Annotated in this window: 14 protein-coding genes and 2 pseudogenes; 8 read left to right on the top strand and 8 right to left on the bottom strand. The window is 35.0% G+C overall.

Annotation, left to right across the window (positions count from 1 at the left end; all coding sequences use genetic code 11):
- The first annotated feature begins 110 nt into the window (after positions 1–110).
- Entirely contained in the window at positions 111–1,052 is a 942-nt protein-coding gene (locus tag ACZ2M0_RS02825; RefSeq protein WP_490058442.1) for an aldo/keto reductase, read from the top strand.
- A 114-nt stretch (positions 1,053–1,166) separates the two neighbouring features.
- On the opposite strand, the gene rpoN is transcribed toward ACZ2M0_RS02825, so the two are convergent.
- From rpoN to ACZ2M0_RS02800, 5 genes are all read right to left on the bottom strand, one after another.
- Positions 1,167–2,438: an RNA polymerase factor sigma-54 gene (gene rpoN, locus ACZ2M0_RS02820; RefSeq protein ID WP_490058441.1), complete on the bottom strand. Its 1,272-nt coding sequence runs from the start codon at positions 2,436–2,438 to the stop codon at positions 1,167–1,169.
- A 278-nt stretch (positions 2,439–2,716) separates the two neighbouring features.
- Positions 2,717–3,487, bottom strand: a complete 771-nt coding sequence (locus tag ACZ2M0_RS02815; protein WP_174794905.1) for a class II aldolase/adducin family protein — start codon at positions 3,485–3,487, stop codon at positions 2,717–2,719.
- A gap of 218 nt (positions 3,488–3,705) precedes the next feature.
- On the bottom strand, positions 3,706–5,058 hold the full coding sequence (locus ACZ2M0_RS02810; protein WP_490058440.1) for a PTS galactitol transporter subunit IIC: 1,353 nt from the start codon (positions 5,056–5,058) through the stop codon (positions 3,706–3,708).
- 22 nt (positions 5,059–5,080) lie between these two features.
- Positions 5,081–5,401 (bottom strand): PTS sugar transporter subunit IIB, encoded by a 321-nt coding sequence (locus ACZ2M0_RS02805; protein ID WP_490058439.1) that lies wholly within the window; start codon positions 5,399–5,401, stop codon positions 5,081–5,083.
- Entirely contained in the window at positions 5,398–5,856 is a 459-nt protein-coding gene (locus ACZ2M0_RS02800) for a PTS sugar transporter subunit IIA (protein ID WP_490058438.1), read from the bottom strand. Before ACZ2M0_RS02800 ends, ACZ2M0_RS02805 begins: the two co-directional genes overlap by 4 nt.
- A gap of 162 nt (positions 5,857–6,018) precedes the next feature.
- On the opposite strand from ACZ2M0_RS02800, the gene ACZ2M0_RS02795 reads away from it, so the two are divergent.
- From ACZ2M0_RS02795 to ACZ2M0_RS02770, 6 genes are all read left to right on the top strand, one after another.
- Positions 6,019–6,762: a DeoR/GlpR family DNA-binding transcription regulator gene (locus ACZ2M0_RS02795; RefSeq protein WP_490058437.1), complete on the top strand. Its 744-nt coding sequence runs from the start codon at positions 6,019–6,021 to the stop codon at positions 6,760–6,762.
- A gap of 20 nt (positions 6,763–6,782) precedes the next feature.
- Positions 6,783–7,736: a 1-phosphofructokinase family hexose kinase gene (locus tag ACZ2M0_RS02790; protein WP_490058436.1), complete on the top strand. Its 954-nt coding sequence runs from the start codon at positions 6,783–6,785 to the stop codon at positions 7,734–7,736.
- 358 nt (positions 7,737–8,094) lie between these two features.
- On the top strand, positions 8,095–9,063 hold the full coding sequence (locus ACZ2M0_RS02785; RefSeq protein ID WP_490058435.1) for an ABC transporter substrate binding protein: 969 nt from the start codon (positions 8,095–8,097) through the stop codon (positions 9,061–9,063).
- A 507-nt stretch (positions 9,064–9,570) separates the two neighbouring features.
- A complete protein-coding gene (locus tag ACZ2M0_RS02780; RefSeq protein ID WP_490058434.1) occupies positions 9,571–10,539 on the top strand; it encodes an ABC transporter substrate-binding protein in 969 nt (322 codons plus the stop codon).
- Between the two features lie 33 nt (positions 10,540–10,572).
- Complete coding sequence (locus ACZ2M0_RS02775) at positions 10,573–11,487, top strand: ABC transporter permease (RefSeq protein WP_490058469.1); 915 nt, start codon at positions 10,573–10,575, stop codon at positions 11,485–11,487.
- Positions 11,465–12,268, top strand: a complete 804-nt coding sequence (locus ACZ2M0_RS02770) for an ABC transporter ATP-binding protein (RefSeq protein WP_490058433.1) — start codon at positions 11,465–11,467, stop codon at positions 12,266–12,268. Before ACZ2M0_RS02775 ends, ACZ2M0_RS02770 begins: the two co-directional genes overlap by 23 nt.
- A gap of 54 nt (positions 12,269–12,322) precedes the next feature.
- On the opposite strand, the gene ACZ2M0_RS02765 is transcribed toward ACZ2M0_RS02770, so the two are convergent.
- The 3 genes and pseudogenes from ACZ2M0_RS02765 to ACZ2M0_RS02755 form a co-directional block, all read right to left on the bottom strand.
- Positions 12,323–12,823: a TetR/AcrR family transcriptional regulator gene (locus ACZ2M0_RS02765; RefSeq protein WP_490058432.1), complete on the bottom strand. Its 501-nt coding sequence runs from the start codon at positions 12,821–12,823 to the stop codon at positions 12,323–12,325.
- A gap of 32 nt (positions 12,824–12,855) precedes the next feature.
- Positions 12,856–14,214 (bottom strand): DHA2 family efflux MFS transporter permease subunit, encoded by a 1,359-nt coding sequence (locus tag ACZ2M0_RS02760; protein WP_490058431.1) that lies wholly within the window; start codon positions 14,212–14,214, stop codon positions 12,856–12,858.
- Positions 14,215–14,403: 189 nt separating this feature from the next.
- Positions 14,404–14,775: pseudogene (locus ACZ2M0_RS02755) on the bottom strand (DeoR/GlpR family DNA-binding transcription regulator); the annotation flags it as partial.
- A gap of 17 nt (positions 14,776–14,792) precedes the next feature.
- On the opposite strand from ACZ2M0_RS02755, the pseudogene ACZ2M0_RS02750 reads away from it, so the two are divergent.
- Positions 14,793–15,287, top strand: a pseudogene (locus ACZ2M0_RS02750) (PTS system mannose/fructose/sorbose family transporter subunit IID); the annotation flags it as partial.
- Positions 15,288–15,410: the final 123 nt, after the last annotated feature.

Below are 15,410 nucleotides of genomic sequence, written 5' to 3'. Positions count from 1 at the left end.
TTTAAAAAAATATTAGGCTTTTTGCTATTATTGCTAAATATAAATTAAAACTCTCCTGTTTTTAAATTTTTGCCTCTAAGAAAGCGTATACTAAAGAAAGGAGGTACATTATGAGACAAATTAAAATTGGCAACACTAACTTTACTGGTTCAGCTATTGCACTCGGAATTATGCGCATGAATAAATTGACTGTAGAAGAAGCTGTCAGGGCATTAGAAACTGCCCATGAAACTGGTATTAACTATATCGATTCAGCTGATGTTTATGGTCATGGTAAATCTGAGGAAATTTTCGGAGAAGCATTACAAAAATCATCATTAAAACGCGACGATTTTTACATTCAATCTAAGACGGGGATTTATGAAAATCCTAAAATGGACTACAAGACAACCAGGTATGATTTTTCTAAGAAATATCTGATTAATGCTGTGGATGGTATTCTCTCTCGTATGAAAATTGGTTATTTAGACAGTTTGCTGCTGCACAGACCTGATGCCTTAATGGATCCTGCAGAAATCGCTGCTGCCTTTGATGAGTTACAAAGAGACGGTAAAGTGCGTCACTTTGGCGTTTCCAACTTCAACCCGATGCAAGTAGACCTACTGCAAAGTGGAGTCAGCCAAAGGCTGTTAATTAATCAACTGCAATTAAGTGTCATGCACACTGGTCCAATTGACTTCAATATTCACACTAATATGACGGATGAGCGGAGTATTGATCATGACCGTGGTGTTTTGGATTACTCACGCTTGCACAGTATGACCGTTCAGGCATGGTCACCTTTCCAATACGGTCAAATTGAAGGCAATTTCATTGGTAATCCTAAGTTTCCGGAGGTTAATGATGCCTTGCAAAAAGTAGCTGAGCAAAAAGGTGTTTCTAAAAATGCTGTGGCTGCTGCATGGATTTTAAGGCATCCGGCAAATACACAAGTTATTATCGGTACGATGACACCAGCTCATATCATCGACAGTGCCAAGGGAGCAGATATTTCACTTACTGCTCAGGAATGGTATGATATTTATCTTGCTGCAGGTAATGATTTGCCATAAAGCCTTGTTAATTAAAACAAAAATCCTAACGATTCTGAATTGCAACTAAAATGTTAGACATTAATCTAACTTTTATGAAACATTTCATTCCACGTTAGGATTTTTTTGCCAATATTAATCAATTGACTTGGATTTTCTGCTGTAACTATTAGGTATATTGAGCTTTTTACGATATTTAGCAATCACTCGCCGACTTAAAGTCACATCATGTTTGGCAAAAATTTCTACCAGTTGCTGATCACTTAAAGGAGCACGGGCCTCTTCTTTTTTTATGATCTTTTGCAGGTCGTATTCTATGCGTGATTGGGATAAATCAGTAGTTACTTTACGCGGAAAAAGAATTTTCAAACTGAAAACCTTATTCTGACACTGGACGTATTTATCTTTAATCGCCCTGCTAATTGTACTTGGTGCCAGACCCAAAGCCTGAGCGGTTTCTTTTAACCCAAGTGGTTTTAATTCCTGTTTTCGCATTGTAGTTAAAAAACCATGTTGAAACTGGCCCACATATTTACCCAATCTCATGATAGTTTTCTGACGCTCTGCAATCGCATTTTTCATTTCAAGAAAACGCTGCTTTTGCTCCGAAAAATACTTACTTTCATTAGACTGATCTTTTAATTCACGATATGATTTTTCATCAAAAACCATTTCTGGTATTTGCGCTTGAAAGTTTTCTACCGTTATACGTCCATCTGTTACCTTGTAAATCAAATCGGGTAACAAATATTGAACATTACTGTCGACTATATAATCGCTGGCTGGAGTCGGGTTCAGTGTTTGTATGCTGGCCAATGCATCATTTAATTCGGATATTGAAAACCTAGAGTTAGACCATTTTTTAGGATCTGCCAGCATTTCCAACTGATTATTAAGCAAAATTTCAAGTGCTACAGGATTAAAGTTGTCTTTTTGCTTTGCCTGAAGCGCCAGACATTCAGCCAGATTTGCAGCTCCGATCCCACACGGGTCAAGACTTTGAAGTAGGCTTTTTGCCCTTAATAATTTTGCCAGCGTAAACTCAGTTTGTTCCGCAATTTTAGCCAAATCAATTCTTAAGTAGCCATCTTCATCAAGATTATAAATCAAAGCCTTGACTGCACTTTTTTCCCAAGTGTGCCAGTCACTTAAATCCACTTGCAATAATAAATGATCTATTAAATTTTTCCCTTCAGGCGAGCGCAGCCATTCTAAATTCTGCATCTCACCTTTAGGTTCTTTCAAAGTCACAAAGGGATTGCTGGCACTCATTTCTTTCATAGCATTTATTAAATCATGAGTACTATAAGAAAGGACGGTTAAATTCTGCTTTAATTTTGGTGACAAAAAAAGCCGTGTCACTAACTGCTCTTTCGGCTTTAATACCATTTTTTGCAATCGCGTCATCGGCTTTTCCTCCTCTTATTTAAGAATGACTATCTATTTAATTATACTACACCTATCAGTCCTAAAAAGATTGACAGTACAAATATACCTAACATTATTCAATTAATGTTTACCCTTTTGCTATCGCTATTTATGACCTTCTTCTACAATGTTACATTAACCAAAAAAACCTGATCAAAATGATCAGGCTTACACAAAAATCTTGAATAATAGTTGCATTCAACGCAAAAGTATTATATTGTCAAAGTGGTCAAACTTTGTAAGAAGGGTACTATTTTTTAGTCACCCTTTTTATTTTGCGCTGTTTTTTTATTATAGAGGGCTTTACCAGCTTTAACATCCTCCCAAGTCCCAATTTTGGTTCCTTCTGAGTAATAACCGTCTAGCACACCTATTTGTTGGAAAACAGTCTGCTTATAAGCAACTTTAGCATTATATTCGGTAATATCAACATCTGCTAAAGATTTATGCAGAGCAGTCAATGGATCCATGTCCTTACCACCGGAGGTAAATAAAGTACCGTGAGAATTTAAAATGAACCCATTTCTTAAAGCCTTAGCACCTAATTTCTTTATTTCAGCGGAAACATATTCTGCCAGTTCTTCAGTACACATTGGATGCCAATTTAAAGTGCGAATTTCTTTTAACTTCTGAGTTGCTTCGGTTACATTTGGCATATTTAAGCCACTTGTACCCCAGAACATACATTGATCGGCATGTGAGTGAAAAACACACTTAATTTCAGGATTAGCATCATATATTGCTTCATGCATATTAATTTCTCTGGTAACCTTACCAGTGCCAGAAATCACTTTGCGTGTATGAGGTTCAATGACAAGAATTTGATCCGCATTCAAGTAACCCATATAAGCTTCTGACATCATCGTTGGCGTCATGACATAAAAGAATTTTCCAGTTTCATCTTGAACCTTAATGCTGATATTGCCACCAACAATGTTAGTGTCTCTGCGTTCCATTACTTCACGGACAACTTTTGCTAAATCATTTCGTTCATATTCAAATGGAATTCTTCCTGCAGGATATTTCATAAATTATTTTTCCTCCTCATTTTATTTTTAGTGGACATACTTTTTTTAGTAAAAAGGGTATCACTTCCCTTCTTATTAATTAGTAATCCTAAAATAATAACGAAGACATTTATCCAATAAGTTTTAGAAATAATTGCATAACTGAATAAACCAAATGTCAAAAAACTTAAACAAGTCCAAAAGACTTTTTTGTTCATTAATTTATCCATTATTCAGTCCTACTTTAATTTACTATATTTCAGGGCTGGAATTGGATTTTTCTTAAATGAGCGATATAGTAACCAGAAAAGAGCAAGTAATGCAACTAAACCAATAATTGCCCAAATATTACCCTTTCCTGCCCATGCCATCACAAATCTCAATTCGGGAGCTTCAATTGAACTCCATGATACTTGTGATCCTGCAGGTACTTTAATAGAAGTGCTTGATTTTGCTAATTTTGTAAAGATATTAGCAAAATATGATGCACCGTAGAGAAAAACAGGTTCATAGATAACACCTAAAACAAGCATTCTCAAAAGATTACCACCAGTAAGAAGCAATCCACCTACACCAATACAGTAATTGATGACACCTGCAATTGGGAGAATAGTATTACCAGGCAAAATCGCTGCATAAATAATTGATACTGGGATCATTAACACCATGGTTACCCATAATTCGGTACTTTGTCCCAAAATAGGCCAATCTAGTCCGATTGAGAAAGTTCTACCTTTAACGTGCTTTTTCATAAAGTCACTCATAGTAGAACCAAACGGAGTTAAGGCATCCATGAAAAACTTTGCCATAACTGGAAAAATAGCCATGACAGCACCTACAGTTACGGAAAGATTGAGTGCATCACCTATACTGTAACGACCAGCTAACGCAAGAACTAATCCAATAATTGCGCCCATTGTCACTGGTTCACTGAAAACACCAATTTTACGTTTTAATGAAGAAGCATCCCATTCACGATTAAAAATCGGAATATAATCCATTAATTTATTAATAGGAGACATTATAATCGCCGTAAACGCTTCAATGTGGGTTACAGTAACACCCTCATAACCAAGCATATTGGCAATTTCTTTACTCCACATATCACCTAATTTCAAACAAATTACAACTTGGATAGCACCACAGATGAAACCCCAGATTAAACTGCCAGAAATTTGATAAACCATATAGCCGGTTAAGGCAATACCCCATACATTCCACATATCGGCATTCATAGTATCTGTCATTTTAGCCAATAGCATGACCAGATTGACTACAATTTCTACTGCAAAAAACAGAAAAGCTAATGTCCAACTCCATGTAATAGCAGCAGCGCCAGTCCAGCCAAAGTCAACTGCTGGCAGATTAATGCCAGTATATTTAGCTAATGCTTTAGCCGCTGGACTAACAGTTTCAGTCAATTGATTAATGGCCATTGACATCCCAATAAATCCGGTACCTAAATAAAGACCTGAAAGTATCGCTTTAGACGGCTTCATCCCAAAGATTAATCCCAAAATTATAATTAAAATTGGAATCAAAACCTGAGCACCAACTCCCAAAATTCCTTGAACTATACCGTTCCAATCCATTTAACTCACCTCTATTTTTAGATTATTTTGCCTGTTTAACAATTTCCGCCACTTTTTGATTGGCTTCTTCCTGCCCCATTCCGGTCAACCAGGGCAGGCCCACCATTCCTACAACATTATTGGCATCAAGTACTTCCTGCAGTTCAGCATCAGCTTGTGCTATACCAACATAAACAATGACACTACTGTCATTTTCAATTGTTGTTTTGGCCTCACCAATTGGCTCAGGTGTTGCCTTCGCCAATTGATCTAAACCGTTTTCTGCTAAATAATCATTAATTTTATTCGCTACTTGGGGACTGGTAGCAACACCCGTTCCACAACAAACCAAAATTGTTTTCATTTTATTACCTCTTTAAACTTATTTTTGACAATTTGAAGCATATCTTTAGTGTTTTCTGTTTCCATGTAATGTTTAACAAAATCCTTATCTTGGAATGCAGATATTATTTGAGCTAAAAGTTCAGGTTGTTTTGATCCATTTTTAAGACCTAAGAATAAGAAATCTTTAGCTTCCATGTCAGCATTATCTCCCATTTGTTTAAGTTTTAATGGCTTAATGGTACGACCGATATAAATAAATGGGTTTTCAACATATTGTGGATCAACATGTGGTAAGGCTAGTGAAACCTGTGGAAATTTAAGTCCAGTTGGATATGAAAGCTCCCTCTTTTCCAAATTTGATATATATCCAATCCTGGCAAAATCAAGTTTAATTGCACGCGAACCAACTAAATCAAAAAGTTGTTCTTCTGTTTCAACTGAAATATTTAAATCAATTAATTTTTGATAAAACACTACAAGACCTCCTTTCATTTTGAATACGTTTTCAATATAATACTAAGCTCGAACAATGTCAACCTTAATTTAACAAAGTTTAACAAACTTGAACTTTATATGTTACAAAATGTTTGATATACTACTAAAGTCATGATAGAATCGGTAAAAAGAAGTGATTATTTGAGTTTACAAGAAAAAAGGTTAACAGAGATAAACATTCTGTTACGTAAAACCGGTTTTATGACCACAGTTGACATTGCTAAAAATTTAAATGTTTCTTCAATGACCGTAAGACGTGACTTAAAGCGTCTAGAGGAGCAAGGAAAAATCACAAGAATTTATGGCGGTGCTCAAAGTAACTATCAAACCGAGTCAACAACTAATGAAAAATTACAAAAAAATATTTCCGAAAAAAAAGAAATTGCTAAATTATTAGCAAAACAAGTAACTAATAATTCAACAATTTTTTTAGGAGCTGGTACAACTTTGTTAATGTCTGTTCCTTTATTACTTTCGAAAAATCTTACTTTTGTAACCAATAGTTTGCCTGCATTTAATGAAATTAATAAAAGTAAATGTCGCCTATTTTTGACAGGCGGTGAACTACATAGGAATACTGAAGAATTTTTAGGTGAAAAAGCTGAAAACATCTTTGAAGGCTTAAATTTTGACTATGCATTGTGTTCAACTAACGGGATCAGTGATAATAGTGTAACTACCAGTACAATACCTGAAGGAAATATTCAAAACATAGCGATTGCTCATGCAAAAAAGTCTTTCATAGTGGCAGATCACACCAAACTAAACCATTCAGACATCATCACGTTTCGTGACCTTGATAAATTTGATCTTCTGGTGACGGATCCAAGAGTTTCTCCTGATGATGTTAAAAAATATTCAAAATATATCAAAATCATTCATTAACTTACAGATTAGGAATAAAAATGGAAATTACAGTTACAGTCAATCCTTCAGTAGATCGTTTATACGAGTTAAAGCAGCTCAAAGTAGGACAGTTAAATAGAGTTCAGTTGATCAAAAAAATGGTTGGTGGCAAGGGTATCAATGCTGCCAGAGTTTCTGCCAACCTTGGAGCCAAAACTGTAGCTACAGGATTTTTAGCTGGTTCAAATGGCAAATATATATTGAAACAAGCTAAAAATGACCAGTATAAATGTAACTTTATTGAAACTAACGGTAACACAAGAAATTGTTACACTATAATTCAAAATAACGGGGAAAAAACAGAAATAAATGAGTATGGGGACCATATTCCACTACAATATTTCAACCAATTGTTAGAAACTATAGAACAATTAATTACTAAAAATAAAGTTGCGGCAATTTCTCTAAATGGTAGCCTTCCTCCTAGTGAGATTCATAATTTTTATCCCCAAATAATTGCCAAAGTTCGTGACCTTAACCCAGACATTAAAATTGTGCTTGATACTTCCGGAGAGGCCTTAGCCGAGGTATTAAACAGTCACTATTTACCAGACTTCATAAAACCTAATGAAACAGAAGTAGCAGAGTTATTATCTTATCCTGTTACTAAGGATTACAGCTTAATCAAAGAAGAGATATTAAAAAGTAAACTGAAAAAAATTCCAAACATAATTGTTTCTTTAGGAGAAAAAGGGGCGCTTTTCAAGCATGAACATGATTTTTACAGTATTAAATTAAAACCAGTAAAAGTAGTTAATACCGAAGGCTCAGGAGATTCACTTGTTGGTGGCCTTTTATATGCCTTAGGTAAAAACTATGATTTTAAAGAAGCCATTAAATGGGCTATTGCATCAGGCACTGCTAATGCAATGGAAACCAAAACCGGTTTTGTTCAGATCAGCAAAGTTCTGGAAGTTATCAAAACTATTAAAATTGAGCGAATTGTTGATTAACACACTTTTTCTCACCCCACTTAATTAGCACTAACAATTAAATTAAGTCTTGACATTAATTTTTTATTTTTTTATAATTCGGTTATTGAAGTTGGAGGTAAGGATAATGACTCAATTTAGTCAAAAAGAAAATCAACTAAATAATCGTTATTATCTTAGCTACTATAGATAGGAGTTTGGGTTCATCTAGGTGAATTCAAACCAAACACAAGTTTGAATTTATCTATGATGGCTAAGGCTCTTTTAGTTTGGTTAGCCACATAGCTTTCTAAGTGGCTGACCACATCCAATCGTTTTTGGCAATTTAATTTTTGTGCACCCACTTAGAAGTAAGTGGGTATTTTTATGGAGGCAGAAAATGCGTTTTAGGAAATTGATCACAGGAATTAGTATTGTCGGATTAATGGCACTAGGAGGCTGCAGCAACAAAAAAACTAGCAAGACACCAGAAGTTAAACATGTTGGGGTTTTGCAAGTGGTGCAGCACCCTTCTTTAGATAAGGCCTACAAAGGTTTTAAAAAGGGACTAAAAGAAAGTGGCTTTGTTGAGGGTAAAAATCTTAAAATCGACTACCAGAATGCGCAAAATAATCAAGATAACCTGAAAAGTATGAGCGAAAAACTAGTTAATGAAAAATCAGATTTGATTTTGGGCATTGCTACTCCAGCGGCACAGAGCGTTGCCAATGCGACCCAAAAAATACCAACTGTTGTTACTGCTGTAACTGACTTGAAAGCAGCTAAGTTAGTTGATTCAGATGCTAAGCCTGGCAGAAACATTACAGGAACAACAGACATGGTTTCAATTAAAAGGCAAATTAAGTTGTTGCTATCAATTGTTCCTAAAGCAAAAACGGTTGGTATTATGTACAATGCCGGTGAATCAAACTCGAAAATACAGGCCGATTTAGCTACAGCTGCACTGAAAAAAGCAGGAGTGAAAGTTTTGATTAAAACCGCAAATACCACTAATGATGTCCAGCAAGTCACTGAAACACTTGCATCTAAAGTTGACGGTATTTTCGTTCCTACAGATAATACTTTCGACTCAGCTGCTTCTGTAGTTGGTAAAGTAGTTAAAGAAAAGAAAGTTCCCCTGGTAGCAAGTTCCGTTGATCAAGTTAGAACAGGTGGTTTGGCCTCAATCGGAATTGATTACGAATTATTAGGAGAACAAACTGGTAAAATGGCGGCCAAGATTTTGTCTGGTAAAGCCAAGCCAGCTAACATGCCAGTTGAAAAAGCACATGATATGAAATTAGTTGTTAACAAGAGCATGGCTAAAGCACTGGGAATTGATCCTAAATCAATCAAAGCACCTAAATAATTTTAAGTTGCTATTAAAAGGCCGCTAAACATTGAAACAAATAACGTAAGCGAGAAACTTTGTTACTTATTTCAACTGGGTGGCCTTTTTATTTAGCAATAATAATTAGAACGAATTTTTTATTGAGACTCTGCTTTAAACAACCATAAAGATTATTATTTCTGCAATCAAATTTTATTACTTCTTGACTTTTTCTTCTTTGTTTTTTATAATCTTCTCATTAAGGTTGGAGGTAAAGTTTTATGAAATGTAATCTAATACGAGTCTCACAACTGAATAACCGTTATTACTTTAGCTATTTTAGATAAGGTTTGGGTTCATCTAGATGAATTCAAACCAGACTCAAGTTTTGAATTTATCTATGATGGCTAAAGTCCTTTAATTGCGGTTAGCCACATAGTTTTCTAAGTGGCTAATCACAAATGATTATTACTAATAATTCTTGTATATCCACTTAGAAATAAGTGGATATTTTTTTACGGTCAGCAGGATTACGGAGGAACAAAAATGCGAATCAAGAAAATTATTATGGGAATGGCTTTAACTAGTCTGTTGCTACTTAGTGGCTGCAGTAACAAAAAATCAGGCAGTACAGCAACTGTCAAACATGTGGGTATACTGCAAGTAGTACAACATCCCTCTTTAGATGAAGCCAACAAGGGCTTTAAAGAAGGTCTAAAAGAAGAAGGCTACACTGAAGGGAAAAATTTGAAAATTGATTACCAAAATGCCCAAAATAGCCAAGACAATCTGAAGAGCATGAGTGAAAAACTAGTCAACGAAAAATCAGATTTAATTTTGGGAATTGCCACACCAGCAGCGCAAAGTGTTGCTAATGCGACCCAAGATGTTCCGATTGTGGTCACTGCTGTGACTGATCTGAAAGCTGCCAAACTAGTTAATTCTGATGCAAAACCTGGTAGAAATGTCACAGGAACTACTGATATGGTTTCAATTGATAAACAAATCAAATTGTTATTATCAATTGTGCCTAAGGCGAAAACAATTGGCATTATGTACAATGCGGGCGAAGCCAATTCTAAAATTCAAGCTGATCTAGCCATCAAGGCACTGAAAAAAGCTGGCGTTAAAGTTTTAGTTAAAACAGCTAATACCACTAACGACGTTCAACAAGTAACAGAAACCTTAGCTGGTAAAGTACAAGGAATTTACGTACCAACAGACAACACATTTGCTTCTGCTTCCTCAATTATTGGTAAAGTTGTTAAGGAAAAGAAAATCCCACTAGTAGCCGGTTCAACCGACCAGGTTAAAACTGGCGGCTTGGCTTCAATCGGAATAGATTATGAGGCGCTTGGTAAACAAACCGGTAAAATGGCTGCCAAAATTTTAGACGGTAAAGCTAAGCCTAAAGATATGCCAGTTGAAAGGGCAACTGATTTGAAATTGGTAGTTAACAAGAAAATGGCAAAGGCACTTGGAATTGATCCTGCTTCAATTAAAGCACCTAAGTAAATTAAAGAAAGGCAGCGTGAATCAATAGTTATGTTGAATACATTTTGGGAGTTATTACTTTCATCTACTTCTCAAGGATTACTTTGGTCATTAATGGCAATCGGTGTTTACTTAACTTTTCGGATATTAGATCTAGCCGACATGACAGCTGAAGGCAGCTTTCCGTTAGGGGGAGCCGTTGCAACGATGTGCATTATTAAAGGAATTAATCCGATATTGGCAACAATTGCCGCATTTATTGGCGGTTTGATTGCTGGCTTAGTTACTGGTATTTTGAACACCAAATTGCGTATTCCTTCCTTACTAGCAGGAATTATTACAATGACTGGACTGTACTCCATTACTTCCAGAGTAATGCAAAACGCTGCTAATGTTTCATTGTTGGGCAAAGATACAGTTTTTACAATTGCGCAAAATTGGGGATTAAGTCGTAACAATGCAGTAATTGCGATGGGATTGATAATTGCACTTTTGGTTATACTATTATTAGTTGTTTTTTTCAAAACTGAAATTGGCCTGGCTATGAGAGCTACAGGCGACAATCCGCAAATGAGTGCCGCAAATGGTATCAAAACTCAAGGAATGAAAATTTTAGGCTATATGATTTCTAACGGATGCATTGCCCTGTCAGGTGGACTTTTAGCACAAAATAACGGCTTTGCCGATCTTAACTCTGGTGTTGGTACTCTGGTTATTGGATTAGCTTCAATTATTATTGCAGAAGTACTTATCAGGAATCTACCAATTGGCGGTCGTTTACTTACTTTAGTTGTAGGTGCTATCATTTATAGACTGATTTTAGCCTTGGTATTCCAGATGAATGTAGAACCATCTGATGCAAAATTAGCTTCAGCTTTAGTTTTAGTTGTGTGCTTAACTTTGCCGAATTTCCACTTGCCACGCAATCTTAAAGGAGGAAAGCAAAATGCCAGAAGTACTAAAGATTAAAAATTTACATCAAACTTTTGAACAAGGAACTGTCAACGAAAACCGTGTTTTACGTGGTATTGACCTAAATTTAGAAGCCGGGGATTTTGTGACTATCATTGGTAGTAACGGAGCAGGTAAGTCTACCCTGCTCAATAGTATTGCTGGTACGCTGCCTATTCAAGAGGGACAGATTACTTTGAAAGGTACCGATATTACAAAAATGCCTGTTACTAAGCGAGCAAAAAATATTAGTCGCGTATTTCAAGATCCTAAAATGGGAACAGCGGTCAGATTAACAGTTGAAGAAAATTTGGCTTTAGCTATGAAGCGCGGACAGCGCCGGGGCTTTCGTCCTGGCGTTAAAAAACAAGATAGAAAATTTTTCAAAAAACAGCTGGCACAACTTAACTTAAATTTGGAAAACCGTTTGGAAACTGAAATTGGACTTCTTTCTGGTGGTCAAAGACAAGCAATTACGCTTCTAATGGCGACTTTGCAGAGACCAGACTTGATTTTACTGGATGAACATACTGCGGCTCTTGATCCACAAACTTCAATAACAGTCATGCAATTAACTGAAAAGTTGATATCCGAACAGCATTTAACAGCATTTATGGTTACCCACAACATGGAAGATGCTATCCGCTACGGCAATCGTTTGATCATGTTGCATCAAGGTCGTGTGGCGATCGATTTGGCTGGTGAAGATAAACAAAATCTAACTGTGTCTAAGTTAATGGAACTATTCCAAAAACATGTAGGTACAGGTCTTGAAGATGATGCCATTTTGCTGGCATAAAAACAGAAAAACAATCTGAAATTCAGATTGTTTTTTATTTTTCTTAGATAGATCTTAATATTCATTACTACTATTCTGCAAACAATTTTGATGTGCCTCAATTACTTTAACAACGTTATCTATTGGTTCTGAACAATTATTTTTTAGCCACTCTGTAATTATAGCCACTATACCATTACGAAAAAATACTTCATCATAATGATTTTTTTCTTCATGACTATCTATAAACTTTTCAGCAACACCATCTTGTAAATTTAGTTTAAAAAATAAACGATATAAATCTTGGTTGTCTTTAACATGTTGCAATAATTTTGAAAAAGATGGTTTTTTAGAATTATTTTGCGTTAGTGCGTATTCGTTAACAAGATATTTTCTTAATTTGTCTGCCATATCATAAATATCTGTGTAATTATCATAAAAAGTTGACCTGTTAATTTGTGCCTTTTGACAAATCTCAGTGACTTTTAAATTTTCTAAATTACTATTCTTTAAAAGTTCAACGACGGCATTTTGAATTTTTTTACGTGATACGGTACGATTTCTTTTTTTATTCATAGAAATGATTATGGCATATAAAAATCTTTTTGTTAAAGCTTTTTAACTTTATATATGCTAATCAATAATTGAACTAAAGCCAACAATGTCATTATACTGAATGTGAATTGAATTCCTATATAATTTGCCACTACTTTAGCATCAATAAAGTGGGTTGCGCTAGTCATGGCTTCCATAAATAAAGAAGTTCCCATAGCACCGCTTAATGTTCTTAAACAAGTTAGAAGAGCTGTACCATTTGCTGCTTCATTTTTAGGCAAACTTTGCATTCCCCAAGTTACAATTGGCATCATCAAACAGCCAACCCCTAATAAACGGAGAAGATAAAAAACTCCTAACAAAATTATTTCTTTTGGAGAACTAATAAATGTTACTCCCAAACAACTAATTACTAATAACAAGCTTCCTGAAATTGCCAATTTAGTTATTCCAAATCTATCATAAAACATTCCGGTAAAAGGATTAATTAGAGCCATAGCTAATGATCCGGGCAACATTATAAATGCTGAAATAAGGGCTGATTTTTTCATTACAGTTTGAATTAAAATAGGGTAAATAGTTGAACTACCCATCATTATTGCATAAAGAAGCATACTGATTAATACAGCCAAACGAAATTTAGAATTTTTAAAAATTCTTAGATTTAGTAATGGTTCTTTATCTTGTAACTGTCTTTTACAAAAAATAATTATTAATACTGTTCCAATAACCAGCAAGATTAAGCTTATAAATAATCTAGTAGTAATATTGCTAAGCCCTACCAAAATACTGCTCAAGCCACCAGTACTTAATAATAGAGAAAAGTAATCTAGCTGATTTTTTGCAACTGGTGAAACATTTTCAACGCTAAAGATTGCTAAAATTATAATAAAAAGTGATATAACAGCTGAAATAAAGAAAACGCTACGCCAACCCCAAATTTCAATAAGGATGCCTGTTAAAGTTGGTGCTATCACAGGTGCTGCTCCTGATGCCAATCCCAATATCCCCATGACCATTCCCTGCTTGTTAACCGGATAAAGAATCATAATTACTACTTGAGTTAATGGTAAAATAATGCCGCTACCAAAGGCTTGAAATATACGGCCTATTAGTATAATTGGAAAATTGCTTCCCCCACAACAAAGTAATGTGCCGAAAGCAAATAATAGCATTGACGATAAAAATATTTGCCTAGTAGTAAAGCTTTTAATCAAATATGCTGATATAGGAATCATTACTGCCATAGCTAAACTAAAAGCGCTGGTTAACCACTGGGCAGTTAGTGCGGTCAATGATAACTCATGCATAATTTGTGGTAAGGCCGTTGTTAAAGAAGTTTGAAGAAACGATGTAACAATTGTTCCAGTCAAAAGAGTTCCAAAAATTAAATTAGCTTTTTTTCCAGTCATGAATTTCTCTTCTTTCAATTTAAGTTGTTTTAATTATATTGATGTAGAAAAGATAAACAACCAACAATTTATATTGAAATGTTGGGAAAATATAAATAGTAAATCAATTAAAAATTGAAATGGGTATTCTATTATCCATTTAAGAAAAATCTGATAGTCCATTGTAAAAACAAAACAGCCTGCTAATGATTAAAAATCACCAGCAGGCTTTTTATCTGTTACAACTGCAGAAATCTGACTTAATTTACAATCTCTATAAGGAAAAATCAGACCCATTTTATTACTATCTATCAATAAAACTAATTTTTTGCTGCATTCAATTAAAGTATGCTTTATGCTAGACTCGGATTCAACCTTATCAGTAACACCGTACTCCAGACTAAATCCTCTACATGACATAAAAGAAATATCAAAAACATGATCACGTAAATTTCTGGCAGTAATCATACTACTAGAATATGTATCAATCATACTCCCCCCAATTACATTAATTTTATTTTGTGTATGTAGATTTAAATAGATTGCCGTTTCTAAATTAGTAGTTGAAATGTTTAAGTCGTTAAAAGCAGCAAGCTCTTAAAAGACATACTGTTTTTTATAATATCACTCAATATGTGGGAACCTTTTGTCAAGGATTGGTTGCATCAATGGAGAAGCAGGCTTCCCAACACGAAGATTATGATGTTTCTTCAATTAGTGCCGTCAAAGCCAGTTTGATGGGACCAATGTCTGGAATTGGTGACACGCTATTTTGGGGTATTTTAAGAGTTATTGCTGCCGGAGTCGCAATGACATTTGGAATGCAAGGCAATGTTTTAGCACCCTTCGTCTTCCTGTTGATCTACAACATCCCTGCTCAATGGTGTCACTGGGAAATGACTAAACTAGGATTTACAGTAGGTTCTGAATATATCACTGAAATGTATTCATCTGGTTTATTAACAATTTTCACAAAAGCAGCCAGAACTTTAGGTTGCTACTGGTTGATAGCAAAGAAGCACGTCAACTTTACAATTGTCATCTTGGGCTTAATTGTCTTTTGCATTTTGATAAGTGCATTAGGCATTGCTTAAGGCTAGAAGAATTAATTAAAAATAGCAAGACTTTCAAAAAAGCCATAATTATTTTCCCCTGCATGTAGCAGTTCAACATCTGGATAATCTTTAGTATTCATGAAGATGACAACCCTTGAGCAA

It is taken from the genome of Lactobacillus sp. VURO6/B1 (VP7) (assembly GCF_058139575.1).
This window is presented reverse-complemented; position numbering and strand designations above follow the sequence as displayed.

Coding starts and splice junctions, on each gene's coding strand:
- ACZ2M0_RS02825 (WP_490058442.1), top strand. CDS start 111: ATGAGACAAATTAAAATTGGCAACACTAACTTTACTGGTTCAGCTATT.
- rpoN (WP_490058441.1), bottom strand. CDS start 2,438: ATGACGCGATTGCAAAAAATGGTATTAAAGCCGAAAGAGCAGTTAGTG.
- ACZ2M0_RS02815 (WP_174794905.1), bottom strand. CDS start 3,487: ATGAAATATCCTGCAGGAAGAATTCCATTTGAATATGAACGAAATGAT.
- ACZ2M0_RS02810 (WP_490058440.1), bottom strand. CDS start 5,058: ATGGATTGGAACGGTATAGTTCAAGGAATTTTGGGAGTTGGTGCTCAG.
- ACZ2M0_RS02805 (WP_490058439.1), bottom strand. CDS start 5,401: ATGAAAACAATTTTGGTTTGTTGTGGAACGGGTGTTGCTACCAGTCCC.
- ACZ2M0_RS02790 (WP_490058436.1), top strand. CDS start 6,783: ATGGAAATTACAGTTACAGTCAATCCTTCAGTAGATCGTTTATACGAG.
- ACZ2M0_RS02785 (WP_490058435.1), top strand. CDS start 8,095: ATGCGTTTTAGGAAATTGATCACAGGAATTAGTATTGTCGGATTAATG.
- ACZ2M0_RS02780 (WP_490058434.1), top strand. CDS start 9,571: ATGCGAATCAAGAAAATTATTATGGGAATGGCTTTAACTAGTCTGTTG.
- ACZ2M0_RS02770 (WP_490058433.1), top strand. CDS start 11,465: ATGCCAGAAGTACTAAAGATTAAAAATTTACATCAAACTTTTGAACAA.
- ACZ2M0_RS02765 (WP_490058432.1), bottom strand. CDS start 12,823: ATGAATAAAAAAAGAAATCGTACCGTATCACGTAAAAAAATTCAAAAT.
- ACZ2M0_RS02760 (WP_490058431.1), bottom strand. CDS start 14,214: ATGACTGGAAAAAAAGCTAATTTAATTTTTGGAACTCTTTTGACTGGA.